Source organism: Parabacteroides sp. ASF519 (genome assembly GCF_000364265.2).
In the GTDB taxonomy this organism is placed as follows: Bacteria; Bacteroidota; Bacteroidia; order Bacteroidales; family Tannerellaceae; genus Parabacteroides; species Parabacteroides goldsteinii.
The window spans coordinates 4,611,488-4,627,815 of the sequence record NZ_AQFV02000006.1; the positions used below are offsets into that span (position 1 = coordinate 4,611,488).

General features: G+C 48.6%; 13 protein-coding genes. 9 read left to right on the plus strand and 4 right to left on the minus strand.

Annotated features, from left to right (window positions below; all coding sequences use genetic code 11):
* Positions 1-4: 4 nt before the first annotated feature.
* From C825_RS18250 to C825_RS18265, 4 genes are all read right to left on the minus strand, one after another.
* Positions 5-1,540 carry a DUF2705 family protein gene (locus C825_RS18250; protein ID WP_010803559.1) on the minus strand — a complete coding sequence of 512 codons (1,536 nt, stop codon included), beginning with the start codon at positions 1,538-1,540 and terminating at the stop codon, positions 5-7.
* Positions 1,541-1,567: 27 nt separating this feature from the next.
* Complete coding sequence (locus C825_RS18255) at positions 1,568-2,287, minus strand: ABC transporter ATP-binding protein (protein ID WP_007653298.1); 720 nt, start codon at positions 2,285-2,287, stop codon at positions 1,568-1,570.
* A 470-nt stretch (positions 2,288-2,757) separates the two neighbouring features.
* Positions 2,758-4,173: an NEW3 domain-containing protein gene (locus C825_RS18260; RefSeq protein ID WP_224264898.1), complete on the minus strand. Its 1,416-nt coding sequence runs from the start codon at positions 4,171-4,173 to the stop codon at positions 2,758-2,760.
* 198 nt (positions 4,174-4,371) lie between these two features.
* Positions 4,372-5,889 (minus strand): TolC family protein, encoded by a 1,518-nt coding sequence (locus C825_RS18265; RefSeq protein ID WP_007653296.1) that lies wholly within the window; start codon positions 5,887-5,889, stop codon positions 4,372-4,374.
* 300 nt (positions 5,890-6,189) lie between these two features.
* Here C825_RS18265 and C825_RS18270 point away from each other — a divergent pair, with 300 nt between their 5' ends.
* The 9 genes from C825_RS18270 (at position 6,190) to C825_RS18310 (ending at position 16,327) form a co-directional block, all read left to right on the plus strand.
* The gene (locus tag C825_RS18270; RefSeq protein ID WP_010803560.1) at positions 6,190-8,487 is read left to right on the plus strand and encodes a GH92 family glycosyl hydrolase; all 2,298 of its coding nucleotides are present in this window, start codon (positions 6,190-6,192) and stop codon (positions 8,485-8,487) included.
* Between the two features lie 40 nt (positions 8,488-8,527).
* Positions 8,528-9,772, plus strand: a complete 1,245-nt coding sequence (locus C825_RS18275) for a GAF domain-containing sensor histidine kinase (RefSeq protein WP_010803561.1) — start codon at positions 8,528-8,530, stop codon at positions 9,770-9,772.
* Positions 9,769-11,136, plus strand: coding sequence for a sigma-54-dependent transcriptional regulator (locus tag C825_RS18280; protein WP_010803562.1), 1,368 nt, complete (start codon positions 9,769-9,771; stop codon positions 11,134-11,136). The genes C825_RS18275 and C825_RS18280 overlap by 4 nt, the downstream gene beginning before the upstream one ends.
* Positions 11,137-11,275: 139 nt before the next feature.
* The gene (locus C825_RS18285) at positions 11,276-11,503 is read left to right on the plus strand and encodes a 4Fe-4S dicluster domain-containing protein (protein WP_007653280.1); all 228 of its coding nucleotides are present in this window, start codon (positions 11,276-11,278) and stop codon (positions 11,501-11,503) included.
* Between the two features lie 7 nt (positions 11,504-11,510).
* Positions 11,511-12,596 (plus strand): 3-methyl-2-oxobutanoate dehydrogenase subunit VorB, encoded by a 1,086-nt coding sequence (locus tag C825_RS18290; protein ID WP_010803563.1) that lies wholly within the window; start codon positions 11,511-11,513, stop codon positions 12,594-12,596.
* A gap of 16 nt (positions 12,597-12,612) precedes the next feature.
* Positions 12,613-12,783, plus strand: a complete 171-nt coding sequence (locus C825_RS18295; RefSeq protein WP_016213001.1) for a hypothetical protein — start codon at positions 12,613-12,615, stop codon at positions 12,781-12,783.
* 13 nt (positions 12,784-12,796) lie between these two features.
* Entirely contained in the window at positions 12,797-13,561 is a 765-nt protein-coding gene (locus tag C825_RS18300) for a thiamine pyrophosphate-dependent enzyme (RefSeq protein ID WP_007653276.1), read from the plus strand.
* 17 nt (positions 13,562-13,578) lie between these two features.
* On the plus strand, positions 13,579-14,121 hold the full coding sequence (locus tag C825_RS18305) for a 2-oxoacid:ferredoxin oxidoreductase subunit gamma family protein (protein WP_007653275.1): 543 nt from the start codon (positions 13,579-13,581) through the stop codon (positions 14,119-14,121).
* Between the two features lie 70 nt (positions 14,122-14,191).
* The gene (locus C825_RS18310; RefSeq protein WP_010803564.1) at positions 14,192-16,327 is read left to right on the plus strand and encodes a putative porin; all 2,136 of its coding nucleotides are present in this window, start codon (positions 14,192-14,194) and stop codon (positions 16,325-16,327) included.
* Position 16,328: the final 1 nt, after the last annotated feature.

Sequence of the window (16,328 nt, forward strand, 5' to 3'; positions counted from 1 at the left end):
TTTATTATCTGACATCATATTTCATAAACGACACGATTGTCCCGACCAACAATACGATCACCAATCCCAACAGGGCACATAAACGTCCCAGCGCAGCACCCAACGTAGCCGAAAGTGTGATCGGTTGAGGAACATAGAGGGGAACACCGCTGGTATCCAGATACGGAAATTCAGAATTACTTCTGTCATATTTCCTCCACACCTCTTCGCCTCCCAAGTCAATTTCTGCCTGTGTAGGGAATTCATCCAAAGATTGGGCAGTAAAGTAAGCAGTAGACTCAAACAGCTTATGATCCTTGAAATAGGTAATGACGTTCTCCCGGTATTTACGCAAACTTTCCATATATTTAAGGAAGCTGCCCGCATCGGTACGGCATAAAGCATCCGTTGTCTGGTCGAACAATTCGGAGGGCGACAACCAGGCGATGGCTTGTTGCAACCGTTGCTGACGCACCAGTCCGTCCAGATAGTTCCGCTGCAAGGCCCATTTCTTATCCGCATTATTCAGCATGACAGGAGTTGCCCAAATCTGCATCTGCTGATGGAACAAAGGTGTCTCTTTCGGGCCTCCGGCCAATTCCAGATATTCCTGTCCGTCACCGGTACAATTATTATAACTCAAATATTTCATATTGACCCTTTGGGACGCACGCGGCCATTCCTCCATATATTCTTTATGAAAAGCCTCGTCATAATTTCTCATGGTTGCCTGTACATTATCGTATAAAGGCGCTTTCGAAATACTTTGTGCCAGATAAGTCGCAATATTAGGCATCAGGAAAAGGAACCATATCCAGCACAGCAAGCTGATAATAATGGACGAAGACGAATGCGTCACCCGGCTGGAAATAAACATTCCCAACAACAGGAATACCATCATATAAATGACGGAAGTCAGGAAAAGCAGCGACAAGCCGCCCCAGTCGGATACAGAAAGGGAAATCGCCGGATTAACCACAATGATCAGGCAGGCCAGCAGATAACAGAACAGCAAAATAGGCAGTAACGTCAGCAACAATCCCAATAACTTACCCATCAGGAAAGAGATACGGCTCACCTGCCCGGTAAAGGTCAGCTTCATCGTCCCGTCTTCCCGTTCACGGGTAATGGCATCATACGAAAAAACGAGTGCCAGCAACGAGATAAGAATAGCGACCACTTTCGAAAAGTCTATCGAGAAGAAGGCATTCAACGAAGGGTTGTCGCGGGTAAGAGTATGCCCTTCGGGAAACAGCGGATATTCCCAGAAAGAAACCTTCACCTTATTGCCGACATCACCGATAATACCCGTACTAAAGATACTCAGCGGCTCCGGCACCTGTATAACAGTAGGACGAACATGTGACCATACGCGGCTCTCTTTCATTTCCTTATCCGCCTTTGCCTGTTCGATCTTAAAGACACGCACCTGGTTCTGATAATTCTCCACACTGACGATCACCGTGAACGGTATCACCAGCAGACACAGTACAAACCCTATAATAAACCTGACCGACAACAAGTTCAGCAGGAAATCTTTCTTTGCTATTAACCAAATCATATTACTTATTATTAATGGTTTACACTCTTATTCCAAAATAGCTTCCTGCATATAATCCAGATAGATACGCTCGAGGTCGTCCTGGAGGAACTCTTCACGGCTACGGAGCATCACCAGGCGGCCTTCCTTCATGATACCGACACGGTCGGCCACTGCCTTGGCACGGAACAGATCATGGGTACACATCAGGATACTCTTGCCGGCGTTACGGAGGTTAATCAATATCTGCATCAGTTCGGCTGCACTCTTAGGGTCGAGTCCGGTGGTCGGCTCGTCCATAACGATGTTGTCGGCATCTTTGATGATGGCGATGGCCAGTCCGACCTTCTGGCGCATACCTTTGGAGAAGGTTTTCAGCTTGCGTTCGAAGGCTTCTTCCTGCAGGCCGACACGGCGCATGACGTTATAGTAATCGTCTTTCGTCAGGTTCGTCTTACCGCCCAGGCGGGCAAAGAAGTCGAGGTTCTGACGGGCGGTGAAGTTACCGTAAAGCATTACATTCTCGGAAACGAAAGCGACATGCTTCTTTGTTTCCAGCGGTTTTTCCATAACGTCGATACCGTCGATCAAGGCATGGCCCGAAGTGGGTTCGATGAAGTTGAGGAAGATATTGATAGAAGTGGTCTTCCCTGCCCCGTTTGCTCCCAGCAGGAAAAAGATTTCGCCCGGCTTGATCTCTAGGTTCAAGGCATCAAGGGCCAAATTGCCGTCTTCGTATCTCTTTGTCAAATCGATTGCTTGTAACATGGTGTTTATGTTTTAATTTCAATTGTTATTATTCTTATTTTCGTTATTACTTTTCTCTTGAAAGAAAAGTAATCAAAAGTTCAAGGCTACATCTGCCTCGCTACTCCGCATCCTACGTTCGCTGTCGCCTCCGAACTCGCTTCGCTCAAACAGCGGATGCTCCGAACGCTCACTCCGGCTGCTGCGCTTTACGCTCGCCAGCTGATGCCTTTTTAGGAAGTTTCACTTCCTCCGGGGATGGCCGACACTGCCTGTTATATAGGTGTCGGTGTCGGCAATCCCCAAAGAACGCAACGCGTTCTATGAAAGGCATCAGCGGATGAACGTCCGCGAAGGAAGAAGACGAAGCTTTAGGAGCATCTGCTGTTTGAGCGAAGCGAGTTCAGATGCGACAGCGTAGTCTTCTTCCGTAGCAGTGAAGCCGGTGCAGCCTTGATCTTTTGGTTACTTTTCCATCAAGGGAAAAGTAACTATCTTTTGCTAAGCTTCATTCCGAACCAAACGATTCCCCCGATAAAGCCGACCAGCAACAGGATCAGGAAGATGGTGCCGAAAACAGAAGTCGAAGCATTTACCTGGATGCGGACTGTCTTGTCTTCCGTATCTACCTTGCGGTTGTCGGCCATTGCTTCCGTTTTGATCTTCACTTCCTGGGCACCTACTCCACCGTCTGATGGCGGGATGATGGTTACTTTTACCGTTAATTCCTTTTCCGGTTCCAGGCTGCTGATTACATCCGGTTCGATACGAGTATCCCATCCGAGAGGCTTCTCTGTTGTCAGCTTGATGTTATCCAGGCGGCGGGTTCCACCGTTGCGGACTGTTACGTCCATAACCACTTCTTTGCCGACGGTCGTTTCGTGGTAGAGATTGTTTGCACGCACTTCGATCTTTCCTTTTCCGCGAGGGATAATCTCCAGGTTCTCGCTTCCGGCCTTCTCGCCGTTCGACGCCGTTACGGTCTGCACCTGGAACTTTATCGGCTTATCGATCACTACCTGCTGGTCGTCGCGATCCGGCAAATAGACCTGCAAAGATAACTTCTTTATGTTTACACCCTGCGCAAATTTGATCTGCGTCACCTTACTTTCTCCGTCGGTAAAGTCGTAACTGATCTGGCGTGGCAGGTCAAGCACTTCCAGGCGGTAGACATCATCCGAAGTGGAGAAGCGCTCAAGTGTCAGATCGTAAGTCGCTTTGCTGCTCAGGTCAGCTTCCTGGCTGAACTGCATGGAGGATATGTCGATCACGTTCACACTGGCATCTTTTTTCAGATAGATATTCTTTTCATCCTTCCGGTTGTTGTAGTTCAGCGAAACGGTCAGGTTCTCCGCATCTTTCAGCAATTCGAAATCGGCCGTCGCCACCTTCCCCAACTCGATGGAAGGGACACGAAACTCATACGGCGAACCGATGATCGTTTTCGACTCATTATCCACCAAAGATACATATATATTATATATCTTACCGGAACGCATCTCAGGCGTGAACACATCGAAGTGTTCCTTGAACTGGCTCAGATACTCTTCGTTCCCTTCGAGGGCACTTTTCAGGGTGATCTTCACCTTGCGTTCGCCCCGCTGGTCCTGATACTTCACCGCACGTTCCACCGTTATGTAACTCTGCTGGGAGATCAGCTTCAGGATCAGTTTCTGATAATCGACTTCCTTACTCAGCAGCTCATTCTTCGAACGGTTGAAATCGTTGGCTGAGATGGCTTTTTCATTATACAGCTTCGTGTCGTTCTCATACTTCTGTTTGGCCACTTCATAATCGGCACGGGTCTTTTTCAGATCGAGCAACAAGGCTGCTTCGCTGTCTTCCTGTGCCCGGACGGTAAAGGGCATCAGAAGGATGGCCAGCAATACCGCAATAAAACTTTTCATGTGTTTGTTCATCTGTTCTTATTTATTATGTTATCATTCTAATTTGCTCCCGAAGGCGTTTCAGTTTCCCGCTATGAAAACTTTAGTTTTATCAGGAGGAAACTAAAGTTTCATGCAGGAGAAACTTTTGTTTCACAAGCAGGAACAGCAATGAAACTGCAATCTGCTATGAACCAGAATACTAAGCGAATCTGGTTTCTATCCTTTCTCCGGCAGAAAACTGCGGTTATGTTCGAAGTCATACATGGTCTTCCGGTTCAGGTCGGCCACCGAGAGACGATAGGTGATATAACTGTCGATATAGGCAAGCTGCACCTGCGAAAGGCGCTCCTGTTCGATAGAAAGTTCCTGGCTCGTCATATCGCCGTTCTCAAAACGCATCTGGCTGATACGGTAACTCTGTATCGCCACTTCCTGATTCCGGCGGTTGATGCGGTAACGCTTCTCCGCTTCATACACACTACGGACGATCTCGCGAATCTCCTGTTCGATAGTCCGCTTGGTATTGTCGAGATTTAATTCGCGCTGTTTCAGGCGGACTTGCTCGCGGCGTACCTGGTTTTTGGCACGTCCCCAGTCCAGAAGCGGATAAGAGACGGTCAGGGCGATACCCCGGTTAGCCGGACGGTCGCGCATGTTATCAAAGGATGAGCCGACCAGTTGACCGACTGTTCCATCTCCGCGTGTACTCAATCCGGTGAAATCATAATAAGCGGAAATGTTTCCTTTAAATTCCCGTTCCCGTTTGGCACGCTTCACTTCGATGGCCTGAAGCTCGATATCGAGGTTGTCTTCCTTTATTTCCATACGGTTACGCAAAGCCTCGTCGATAGCCAGTTGCATGTCGACGATGAAGGCCTCGAACTCCATATCCGCTTTCAGGTCGATCTCTTCTTTGAGGTCAAGGCCGATAAGTAGCTTGAACTGGTCTTTGGCGGCGGCGAGCTTGCCTTCGCTTTCCATCACACGGGCTTCGTCTTGTGCGACGGTAATCTCGGCAATCAGCATTTCACCTTCGGGAAGGTTGCCCGTCTCCTGCTTCAATTTGGTGATACGGTAGGCTTCACGGGAGTTGACCAGGCGGTCCTGATTGATTTTATGTTCGTAGGCCAGTTTATATACAGTATAGAAACTCTCCGTTACATTATAGACAATATCCATCTGGATACGGGTGAAATAGCAGGTACTCTTCTTATAATCGAGTTCGGCCACTTTCATGTTTTCCTTCAGTTTATTGGCGGTAAAGATGGGTTGGTTGAAAGAGAGGGCGAAACGGCTGTACACCTGGTCGCGTTCCAGCTCTTCATAATCCCGCTGCGAAAGTGTAGTCCGGTAATTCTCCCAGTACATCTTGGAGCTCAGGGCGAAATTACCGCCGGTAGGCAAGACATATGTAAAGTTCAGGTTACCGCCCACTTGCAACGAACCGGTAGAGTTGTAGACCGGCAGACCGTCGGCCTGCGAAATCTCCGTCAGGCTTTCCGTCCATGAAGGAGTAAAGAAGTCAAAGTTCAGCAACGGCTTGAATTGTGCTTTTGTGTAAAGGTAAGAGTAACGGGTTGCGTCCATATCTTCCTTGTAATATTTCACCGTATAGCTTTCCCCCAAAGCAATGTGAATCGCTTCATCATAGGTGATCTGCCGGAGATTCTCCGTCTCCGCATGCCCTGCCAAAGCGAATCCCATCAACAGTGATACCAGTAAATTTCTTTTCATACTATATCGAATTAAGTTCTTTCGGGTAACAGGTTACCCAATTGTCATTATTTATTGTTTTACCTGCCTATAATAAGGCAAATGGCGTGCCAAAACTGCAACCGGTTGTATTTCCACCGGTTACCCGGATGGGTAATTATTTCCCTCTTGGGTAAAAGGGAAAGCCGTTACCCAAAGTGGGTAATATTTTACCCAATTGCACGCCATCATAAGATAATGCAACCGAATCAGCAGAAAGTTATATACCTGTACACAAGAAAACACATACCTTTGCCTTACAATAATTAATAGATCAACACCATGAATAGCAGACAAATAAGCAGTTACATCTTAATTCTCCTGACTCTCCCTTTCACCCTCATTTCGGCAAAGCCGAAAGAACCCGTCGATTATGTGGATATGTTTATCGGTACTTCCAACTCCCGGTGGATGCTGGGGCCTTATGCACAAGAACCGTTCGGCATGGTGCAACTCGGACCGGATAACCAGGGGAATGTCTGGATGGGAGGATACGAATACGCCATCAACAGCGTTTCCGGTTTCAGCCATCTGCATGCCTGGACGATGGGTGGCCTGATGATCATGCCGACCACAGCCGACCTGGCCCTGACAAACCCTTCGGCTGATTCTCCCTATAAAGGAGCAAACGCCGGCTATCATTCACGCATACTGAAAGAAACGGAAAAGGCCTCACCCGGTTACTATTCCGTCTATTTATACGATCATGAGGTAAAAGCGGAACTATCGGCCACCACCCGTTGCGGCATTCACCGGTACACTTTTCCCGAAAGAAAAGAATCCAGGATACTGATAGACCTCCTATTCCCGACCGAATGGGACTATGGCTTCAATGTGAAAGATGCCTGCATCACCAAAGTCAGCAATACCGAACTCGAAGGATATGCCGACTGCCAGTCCGGTCCGTGGAGTAACTGGAACAACTACAAACTGCATTTCATCATCCGCTTCAGCAAACCTTTCGCGCAACTGAACGGATGGAACGAAGGAGTAGAAAAAGACGACATACAATCCATTGCCGGCAAGAACGATATCGGAGCCTACGCAATCTATTCCACAACCGAAGGAGAAAGCATAACCGTCTCAACCGGTTTATCGCTGGTAAGTATCGAACAGGCACGGCTGAATATGGACACCGAACTCGCCCCCTTGCAATATGACTTCGACCGGGTAGTCGCCCAGACCCGCAACAAATGGAACGAACTGCTCGGCAGAATAGAAATAGAAGGAACGAACGAGGTGGACAAAACGAAATTCTACACCAACCTGTACCGTGCCTATGCCGGCAAACAAACATGGAACGATGTGAACGGCCAATATAGAGACGCTTGTGAAAACATACAACAACTGGATCACGGAAATATGTATGGCGGCGATGCCTTCTGGAACAGTTTCTGGAATCTAAACGGCCTCTGGTCGATCATCTCCCCCCGCATCGTGGACGATTGGGTAACCACCCAGCTGGAGATGTTCAAACATACCGGATGGACAAGCAAAGGGCCGGCCGGACTGGAATACTCCGGCATCATGGAAGGTTCGCACGAAACAGCCCTGATGGTTGCCGCCTATCAAAAAGGCATACGCAAAGACGGTGAAGCAATCTATGAAGCCGTGCTGAAAAACGTCACGGAAACAGGTATCGACCATCCCTGCGGAGGCAGCTGCGGTAACCCTCTGCTGGACGTTTATATCAAACAAGGGTATATGCCGATGGAAAAGGGAGTGGTTTCCAAAACGCTCGATTATGCGTACGACGACTGGTGCGTCTCCCAACTGGCCCTGGCACTCGGAAAGAAAAAAGAAGGAAAAGCGCTGCTGGCACGTTCGATGAATTATAAGAACGTATTCCACCCGGAGAAAAAGTTCGTCATGCGGCGTGACAGCCTGGGTAACTGGGACCCGGATTTCGATGTGTTCTCCAATAAGGGATTCATTGAAGGCAACAGCTGGCAATACTCCTGGTACGTGCCGCACGATATTCCCGGACTGGTAGACTTCCTGGGGAAAGACCTCTTCAACAGCCGGCTGGAAGAGGGATTTATCAAATCGGAAAAGCATAAGTTTGCCGCCCATGTATTCGACCGTACCACAGGACAGTCGGCTGAGTTTTACATCAATCAGGGAAACGAAGTAAATATGTGTACCCCGTTCCTGTTCAACTATTCCGGTAAACCCTGGCTGGCCCAGAAATGGTCGCGTGCCATCCTGGACAGTTTCTACGGCTCAACCCCTTATCATGGTTGGGAAGGCGACGAGGATGAAGGTCAGATGGGCGGTTGGTACGTGATGAGCGCACTGGGTCTGTTCGAAATGAACGGAGGAGTTTCCCTGAAGCCGGAACTGGAACTGAGCAGCCCGCTATTCAACAAAATAACGATCCGTCTGGACCCCGGTTATTATAAAGGGAAGACTTTCACGATCGAAGCCCGCAACAACTCAAAAGAAAACATCTATATCCAAAAGGCTTATCTGAACGGAAAAGAACTGAAACAACCCCGAATACCATTCGCTGCCATCGTATCCGGAGGGACGTTGTTGCTCGAGATGGGAGATAAACCGAAGTTCGATTGTTTCAATTAATACGATTTTGCGTACTTTTGCACAAAGATCAAGAAAAAGTATGCCACTATTCAAGAAGGACGAACAACCCAGACAACCGAACCTGGAGCAGCTACTCTCGGAGTTTAACCGGTCGCTCACTCTGATCGTCGACAAGTCACTGCTTATCGGCAATATCGTTGCCAAGGTAAAGCAAATATGCCCGGTAGAAAGTGTTTATATCTTCCTGCTGGATGAAAACACAGGCAAATTCAAACTGCAGAACGAAGCGAAGAACAAGCCTGTGACGCTGACCAACCGCAGCCGGCTGATCAGCTGGCTGTCTGTCAACGAAAAGCACCTGATCATCTCCAGGCATCCGGATATCGTCTCCTATTTTCCTCCCGAAGAACAGGAAATAATCAGGCAACTGGGTGCCGAACTGATCTTCCCCCTCAAGATCATGAACCAGATCAACGGTACGATCTTTTTAGGGAAGAAAACCGATGGCGCCCCATTCACCGAACAGGAACTGAACCTGCTTTCCATCCTGATCAACCAGGCTACATTCGCCATCGAACATGCTTCGCTTTACGAGCAGCAGACCGAACGTCTGAAAAAGATGTACCGTACCGACCGCCTGGCAACACTCGGCGAACTGGCAGCCGGGGCGGCCCATGAGATACGTAACCCGCTGACAGCCATCCGGAGCACGATACAATATCTGAGCAAAGACTTCAGCGCCGACCCAGTAAAAAGCGAAATGGTGACGGAGCTGATCTCGGAAGTGGAACGTATCAACAAGATCGTACAAGGTCTGTTGTCTTTCGCCCGTCCGTCTGACCTGAACACGTCCGATATAAATATCGAACAGCTGATCAACCAGACGCTTCTGCTGGTGACCAATACATTACGTAAACAAAACGTAGAGGTGGAATTCGAATATTTCACCGACAACACGACCATCCAGGGGGATGCGGAACAGCTGAAACAGGTTTTCCTGAATATCATCCTGAATGCCGTCGAAGCGATGGGGAAGAATCCGCCGGAACGCTCGCGTACATTAATAATAAGTATAGAAAAGGGAACTCCCATCAATACCCATTCCCGTTACCTGATCATCTCGTTCGAGGATAGCGGCAAGGGGATCGAACAGAAGAACATCGAGAATGTATTCAACCCCTTCTTCACGACCAAGGAAGAAGGGACCGGACTCGGGCTCGCCATCTGCTACGGTATCATCAACCGCCATGAAGGCGAGATCGAAGTAAAAAGCGTGCCGGACAAAGGCACTTGTATAAATATAAAATTACCGCAACGCATATGAAAGCAAAAATAGTAGTTGCCGACGACGAGCCGCGCATCCGCAAGATGATCGCCCGTTTGCTGACCGATGAAGGATATGATGTAATGCCCGTCGAAAACGGACGGGAGGCGGTAGAGGCTCTCCTCTCCTTCCAGCCCGACGTTATTCTGCTGGACCAGCAGATGCCGGTACTGACCGGTGTGGAAGCATTGGAGGAGATCAGGCGTATCTCCCCGACCCAGGTTGTCCTTTTTGTGACAGCCTTCGGTTCCATCTCCCTCGCCGTCGACGCTGTGAAGAAAGGGGCTTACGACTTTATAGAAAAGCCTTTCGACAACGATAAATTATTACTCACCGTCAAACGTGCCGTCGAACACAGCCGCATGAAAGGTGAAATCTCCACCCTGAAAAAGACACTGGGGGAAAAACGAAGCAACGTGATCGGCGAGAACACAGGACTGAAACAAGTGATGGCACAGGTCCTGCGGGTAGCGGAAACCAATGCGACCGTCCTGATCCACGGCGAGAGCGGTACAGGAAAAGAACTGATCGCCCGTGCCGTCCACCACAACAGCCTGCGGGCAAACGGTCCTTTCGTTGCGATCAACTGCGGCGCCATTCCCCTGACATTGATGGAAAGCGAACTATTCGGCCATGAACGCGGTGCCTTTACCGATGCTAAAGAAGCAAAGGCGGGTACTTTCGAGCGGGCAAACGGCGGGACATTGTTTCTCGACGAAGTGGGAGAACTTCCCCTGGATGCACAGGTTAAATTGCTCCGTGTGCTGGAAGAGCGGAAGATCACCCGAATCGGCGGAAAGAAAGCGATACCGGTAGATGTGCGTATCGTAGCCGCCACCAACCGTAATCTGGACGATGAAGTAAAAGGCGGACATTTCCGTCTCGACCTGTTGTATCGTCTGAATGTATTTACCCTGATCCTTCCCCCGCTCAGGGAAAGGAAAGAAGATATTCCCCTGCTGGCTAATTTCTTTATCCGTAAATACAACCAGGCGTTGAGCCTCGATGTGCAGTCTATCACTCCCGAAGCGGTAAAGCTACTCTCCTCTTACGACTGGCCCGGCAATGTGCGTGACCTGGAGAACGCCCTGCAAAGTGCCATGATCTTATGCACGGACGGCACGATCCGCCCCGAACATTTGCCCGACCGGGTAAAAGGATATGATTCGACGGAAGAAGCAACCATCGCCGGAAGCGGAGGAAGCATCCGCGAAATCAATGCGCAAATGGAAAAGGAACTGATTCTGGAAGCCCTAAAGAAGCACAACTTCAACCGGACACTGACAGCCGAGGCTCTTGCTATCAGCCGGAAAACGTTGTTTAACAAAATGAAGCGTTACGGACTGTCTACAGATGAAATTTGACAGACAGCCATTACTATTCATTGGCTATCTGTTATCATTAGAGGCTAACGACTATTAAAAAACTAAACAATCCTTGTTTTTACAACATTAGTTCTTAACTTTGCCGACCTACACGACATAAAACATAATTAGTTATACTATGGCAAAGATAAAAGGAGCGGTCGTTGTAAACCAGGAACGCTGCAAAGGGTGCAACTTATGTGTAGTTGCCTGCCCCAGCGATGTTCTGGAATTACACCCGCGTGAAGTGAACAACAAAGGGTACCATTATGTGTACATGAAAAACCCGGATGCTTGCATCGGTTGCGCCAGTTGCGGATTGGTTTGTCCCGACGGCTGTTTAACCATCTACAAAGTAAAAATATAAAACAGATATGGCAGAAGAGATAAAATTAATGAAGGGGAACGAAGCCATCGCCCACGCAGCTATCCGCTACGGTGCCGACGGATACTTCGGATACCCTATCACTCCGCAATCGGAGATCCTGGAAACCCTGATGGCTGAAATGCCCTGGGAAACTACCGGTATGGTAGTACTGCAAGCTGAAAGCGAAGTGGCAGCGATCAATATGGTGTATGGCGGTGCCGGAACAGGTAAACGTGTATTGACTTCATCTTCCAGCCCCGGCGTCAGCCTGAAACAGGAAGGTGTTTCCTATATTGCAGGGGCGGAACTTCCTTGTCTGATTGTAAACGTCATGCGTGGCGGTCCCGGCCTGGGAACAATCCAGCCAAGCCAGGCAGACTACTTCCAGACTGTGAAAGGTGGCGGACACGGTGACTATCGCCTGATTACCCTGGCCCCTTCTTCCGTACAGGAGATGGCAGACTTTGTCGGACTGGGTTTCGACCTTGCCTTCAAATATTGCAATCCGGCTATTATCCTTGCCGACGGTATCATCGGCCAGATGATGGAAAAAGTGGTGATGCCTCCTTTCCGTCCGCGTAAGACAGAAACTGAAATCATCGCCGAATGTCCGTGGGCCGCACAGGGCAAACTGAAAAGCCGCAAAGCGAACGTGATCACTTCACTGGAGCTCGACCCGGCCAAAATGGAAGAGAACAACCTCCGCTTCCAGGCTAAATACCGTAAGATTGAAGAAAACGAAGTACGCTACGAAGAGTTCCATTGCGACGATGCGGAATATCTGCTGGTTGCCTTCGGTTCTTCCGCACGTATTTGTCAGAAAGTTGTGGAGATCGCACGTGCCGAAGGTATCAAACTCGGCCTGTTGCGCCCGATCACGCTGTGGCCGTTCCCGAAAAAAGCCATTGCCGATTATGCCGAAAAGGTAAAAGGCATGCTTTCCGTCGAACTGAATGCCGGCCAGATGGTGGAAGATATCCGCCTGGCTGTAAACGGAAAAGTAAAGGTTGAACACTTCGGCCGCCTGGGTGGTATCGTGTTCACTCCGGATGAAGTACTGAACGCGCTTAAGGAATTGATAATTGAGAATTGAAAATTAAGAATTATCGATGACACGCGGAAGTAAAACAGACAGCATATTGACAATCCTGTTCATGGTATTGGCGGCAGCAGCGATTATCTGCTACTTTGCCGTCGACGACCGTCACGTATTTCTCTATTGCGGCGGAGCAGCCATATGCTTCAGACTTGTTCAATATCTACTGAGATTTATTAGTTAATTTAGTAACAATTATGGAACTCAACGAAATAATTAAACCGGAGAATCTGGTCTATACAAAACCGGAATTGATGAACGACAATCCCATGCACTACTGTCCCGGTTGCAGCCACGGTGTGATACATAAGCTGATCGCCGAAGTGATCGCCGAAATGGGAATGGAAGAAAAAACAATAGGTGTCTCCCCGGTGGGTTGCGCCGTTTTCGCATATAACTATCTGGATATAGACTGGGAAGAAGCAGCTCACGGACGTGCTCCGGCGATTGCTACTGCCATCAAACGTCTGAATCCGGAAAAGATGGTCTTCACCTATCAGGGTGACGGCGACCTGGCCGCTATCGGTACAGCCGAAACCATCCATGCTGCCAACCGCGGTGAGAACATTGTGATCGTATTCGTGAACAATGCCATCTATGGTATGACCGGCGGACAGATGGCTCCTACCACACTGGAAGGTATGCCGACAGCCACTTGCCCATACGGCCGTAACATCGCCCTGAACGGTTACCCATTGAAGATCGGTGATCTGCTGGCTCAGCTGGAAGGAACCTGTCTGGTTACCCGCCAAAGCGTACAGACAGCCGCCGCCGTTCGTAAAGCCAAGAAGATGCTTCGCAAAGCCTTCGAAAACTCTATGGCAGGCAAAGGCACGTCAGTTGTCGAATTCGTTTCCACCTGTTCATCCGGTTGGAAGATGACACCTGAAAAAGCAAACAAATGGATGGAGGAAAACATGTTCCCGTTCTATCCGCTGGGTGATCTAAAAAATAAAGAATAAGTAAATACAAAAACGACATGAAACAAGAAATAATTATAGCAGGCTTTGGTGGACAAGGTGTTCTGTCGATGGGTAAGATACTTGCTTATTCCGGACTGATGGAAGGCAAAGAGGTTAGCTGGATGCCTTCATACGGGCCTGAACAGCGTGGCGGTACGGCTAACGTGACCGTTATCCTGAGCGACGACCCGATCAGTTCTCCGATCCTGAACGAATACGATATCGCGATCATCCTGAACCAGCCTTCCATGGACAAGTTCGAAAGCAAAGTAAAACCGGGTGGTATCCTGATCTATGACGGATATGGAATCCATACTCCGGTGAAACGTACGGATATCAGCGTTTATCGTGTGGATGCTATGGACGCAGCTACCGAAATGAAGAATGAAAAAGCATTCAATATGCTTATCCTGGGTGGTCTGCTGAAGATCGTTCCGATGGTGAAACTTGAAAACGTATTGCTGGGTCTGAAGAAGTCCCTGCCCGAACGTCACCACAAGTTAATCCCGATGAACGAAGCCGCCATCAAGAAGGGGATGGAAATTATACAGAAAATGTAATCTTGCAAAAAGAATATAAAGAAGGGCGTTTCTTTCGTAGAAATGCCCTTTTGTTTTATCTTTGCAACCCATGAAGCATTGCTTATACATATTATTATTGCTGATAGTATCTGCCACAACCGTTCAGGCCCAACGTGGAGCCAGCAGGGCAGATCAGAAAGGTGGAGGAAAACGTGGCGGCTTCTCCTTGTCAAACCTGACTTCTTCTCAGAAAGATATACCGGACAGTCTGCTGGTAGCGGATAGTGCCGCCTTAAATTCAAAGCGTATAACCGCCTATCGGCTTACCCCTTCCCTGGGTGAGGCATATGTGGCGCCACTGGATACGAACAAGCTGAATTTCAGCAACTCGACACTGGTGGAAAGTAAATCGCTCGCCATCGGTTACCTGGCTAACCTGGGAGCACCGGCACAGACGAAAATATTCTCCGAACGGCAGGAAGCACGCGATTTTATCTTCGCCGATGCCTACGATTACTATATCACAACGCCGGAAAACGCTTATTTCTACAACACAAAGATTCCTTATACCAACGTTCTGTACACCACCGCCGGCGGTAGTACAAACAAAGAAGAACAGTTGAAAGGAACCATGACCATGAATTTCGGTAAAAAGATCAATGTGGGTGCCGATATCGACTATATTTATGGCCGCGGACATTATAAAAACAACGGTAATAAACTGTTAAGCTACCGTTTCTTCGGCAGCTACCAGACCGACCGGTACGAAATGCATGCCTACCTGAGCAACTTCAACTTCGTAAACTACGAAAACGGAGGAATGGCAAACGACTCAACCATCAGTCATCCCGACGAGTATTTCCCGGAAGGACGTCCCTCCGATACAAAATCGTACGACATACGTTATCTGACCAATGCCTGGAACCGTGTTCGCGGGAAACGGTATTTCCTGACCCAGCGTTATAACCTCGGTTTCACACGTGAGTTGGAGGAAGAGGATGAAGAAGGGAATCCCAAAGAAATGTTCGTCCCGGTATCCAGCATTATCCATACGATCGATTATGAAGATAACCGTCGCCGGTTCATCGCCGACAATACGGCGCTGATGGATTCGTCCTATATAGTCGACGACAACGGCCTGCGTTTCCCACGTATTTATGGACTAGGAGCTACACTCAACGACCAGACATCTTCATGGAATCTGAAAAATACGATCGGACTTTCCCTGCGTGAAGGTTTCCAGGACTGGGTTAAGTTTGGTTTGACAGCTTTCGTCAGACTCGAAAAACGCCGGTTCAAACTGGAACCCAGAATAGAAGGGCTCGATTATGGCGAATATGGCCGGGGTCCATACTTCTCTGTTGATAATATCGACCTGAAGAACCTGCCTACGGCAAAGCTTTACGACGAGTTTTCTACTTACGTTGGAGCCGAACTTTCCAAACGCCAGGGTAGCATCCTGACCTATAATGCACGCGGAGAACTTTGTATGGTAGGTAGCGACGTCGGTGAGTTCCGTGTTACCGGGGATTTGCAAACCCGTTTCAAGTTGTTCAATAAAGATGCTGTGATCAAAGCAGACGCCTATATAAAGAATGTAACGCCGGCCTTTTACATGCGCCATAACCATTCCCGTTATTACTGGTGGGATAACCCCAACTTTAACATGACGCAGCAAATCTATGCGGGCGGTGAAGTGTATCTGGAATCTTCAAAGACTACTTTGAAAGCCGGAGTGGAAAGTATTCAGAATTATATCTATTTCAATAAACAGGGATTCCCGGTACAGCATGGCAGCAACTTACAGGTAGTCAGTGCACGCATCAAACAAGACTTCCGCTTCCGTGCTTTCGGCTGGGAAAATGAAGCATGCTGGCAGTTAAGCAGCGATGAAAGCGTACTCCCGCTTCCGTCATTAAGTGCCTATTCAAATATGTATCTGGCCATCAAGGTGGCGAAAGTACTGACCGTACAGCTAGGTGCCAATGTATATTATAATACAGCTTATTATGCACCTTACTACGAACCGGCAACACAGCAGTTCCAGGTTCAGGATGAAGTAAAAGTCGGTAATTATCCACTGGTTAACGCCTACGTAAACTTCCACCTGAAACAGGCCCGGTTCTTTGTGATGGCTTACAACCTGAGCAGTAAGTTTGCTGATCCGAACTATTTCTCCCTGGCACACTATCCGTTGAATCCGATGGTGTTGAAAATGGGTATTGCCGTTACATTCAATAACTAAG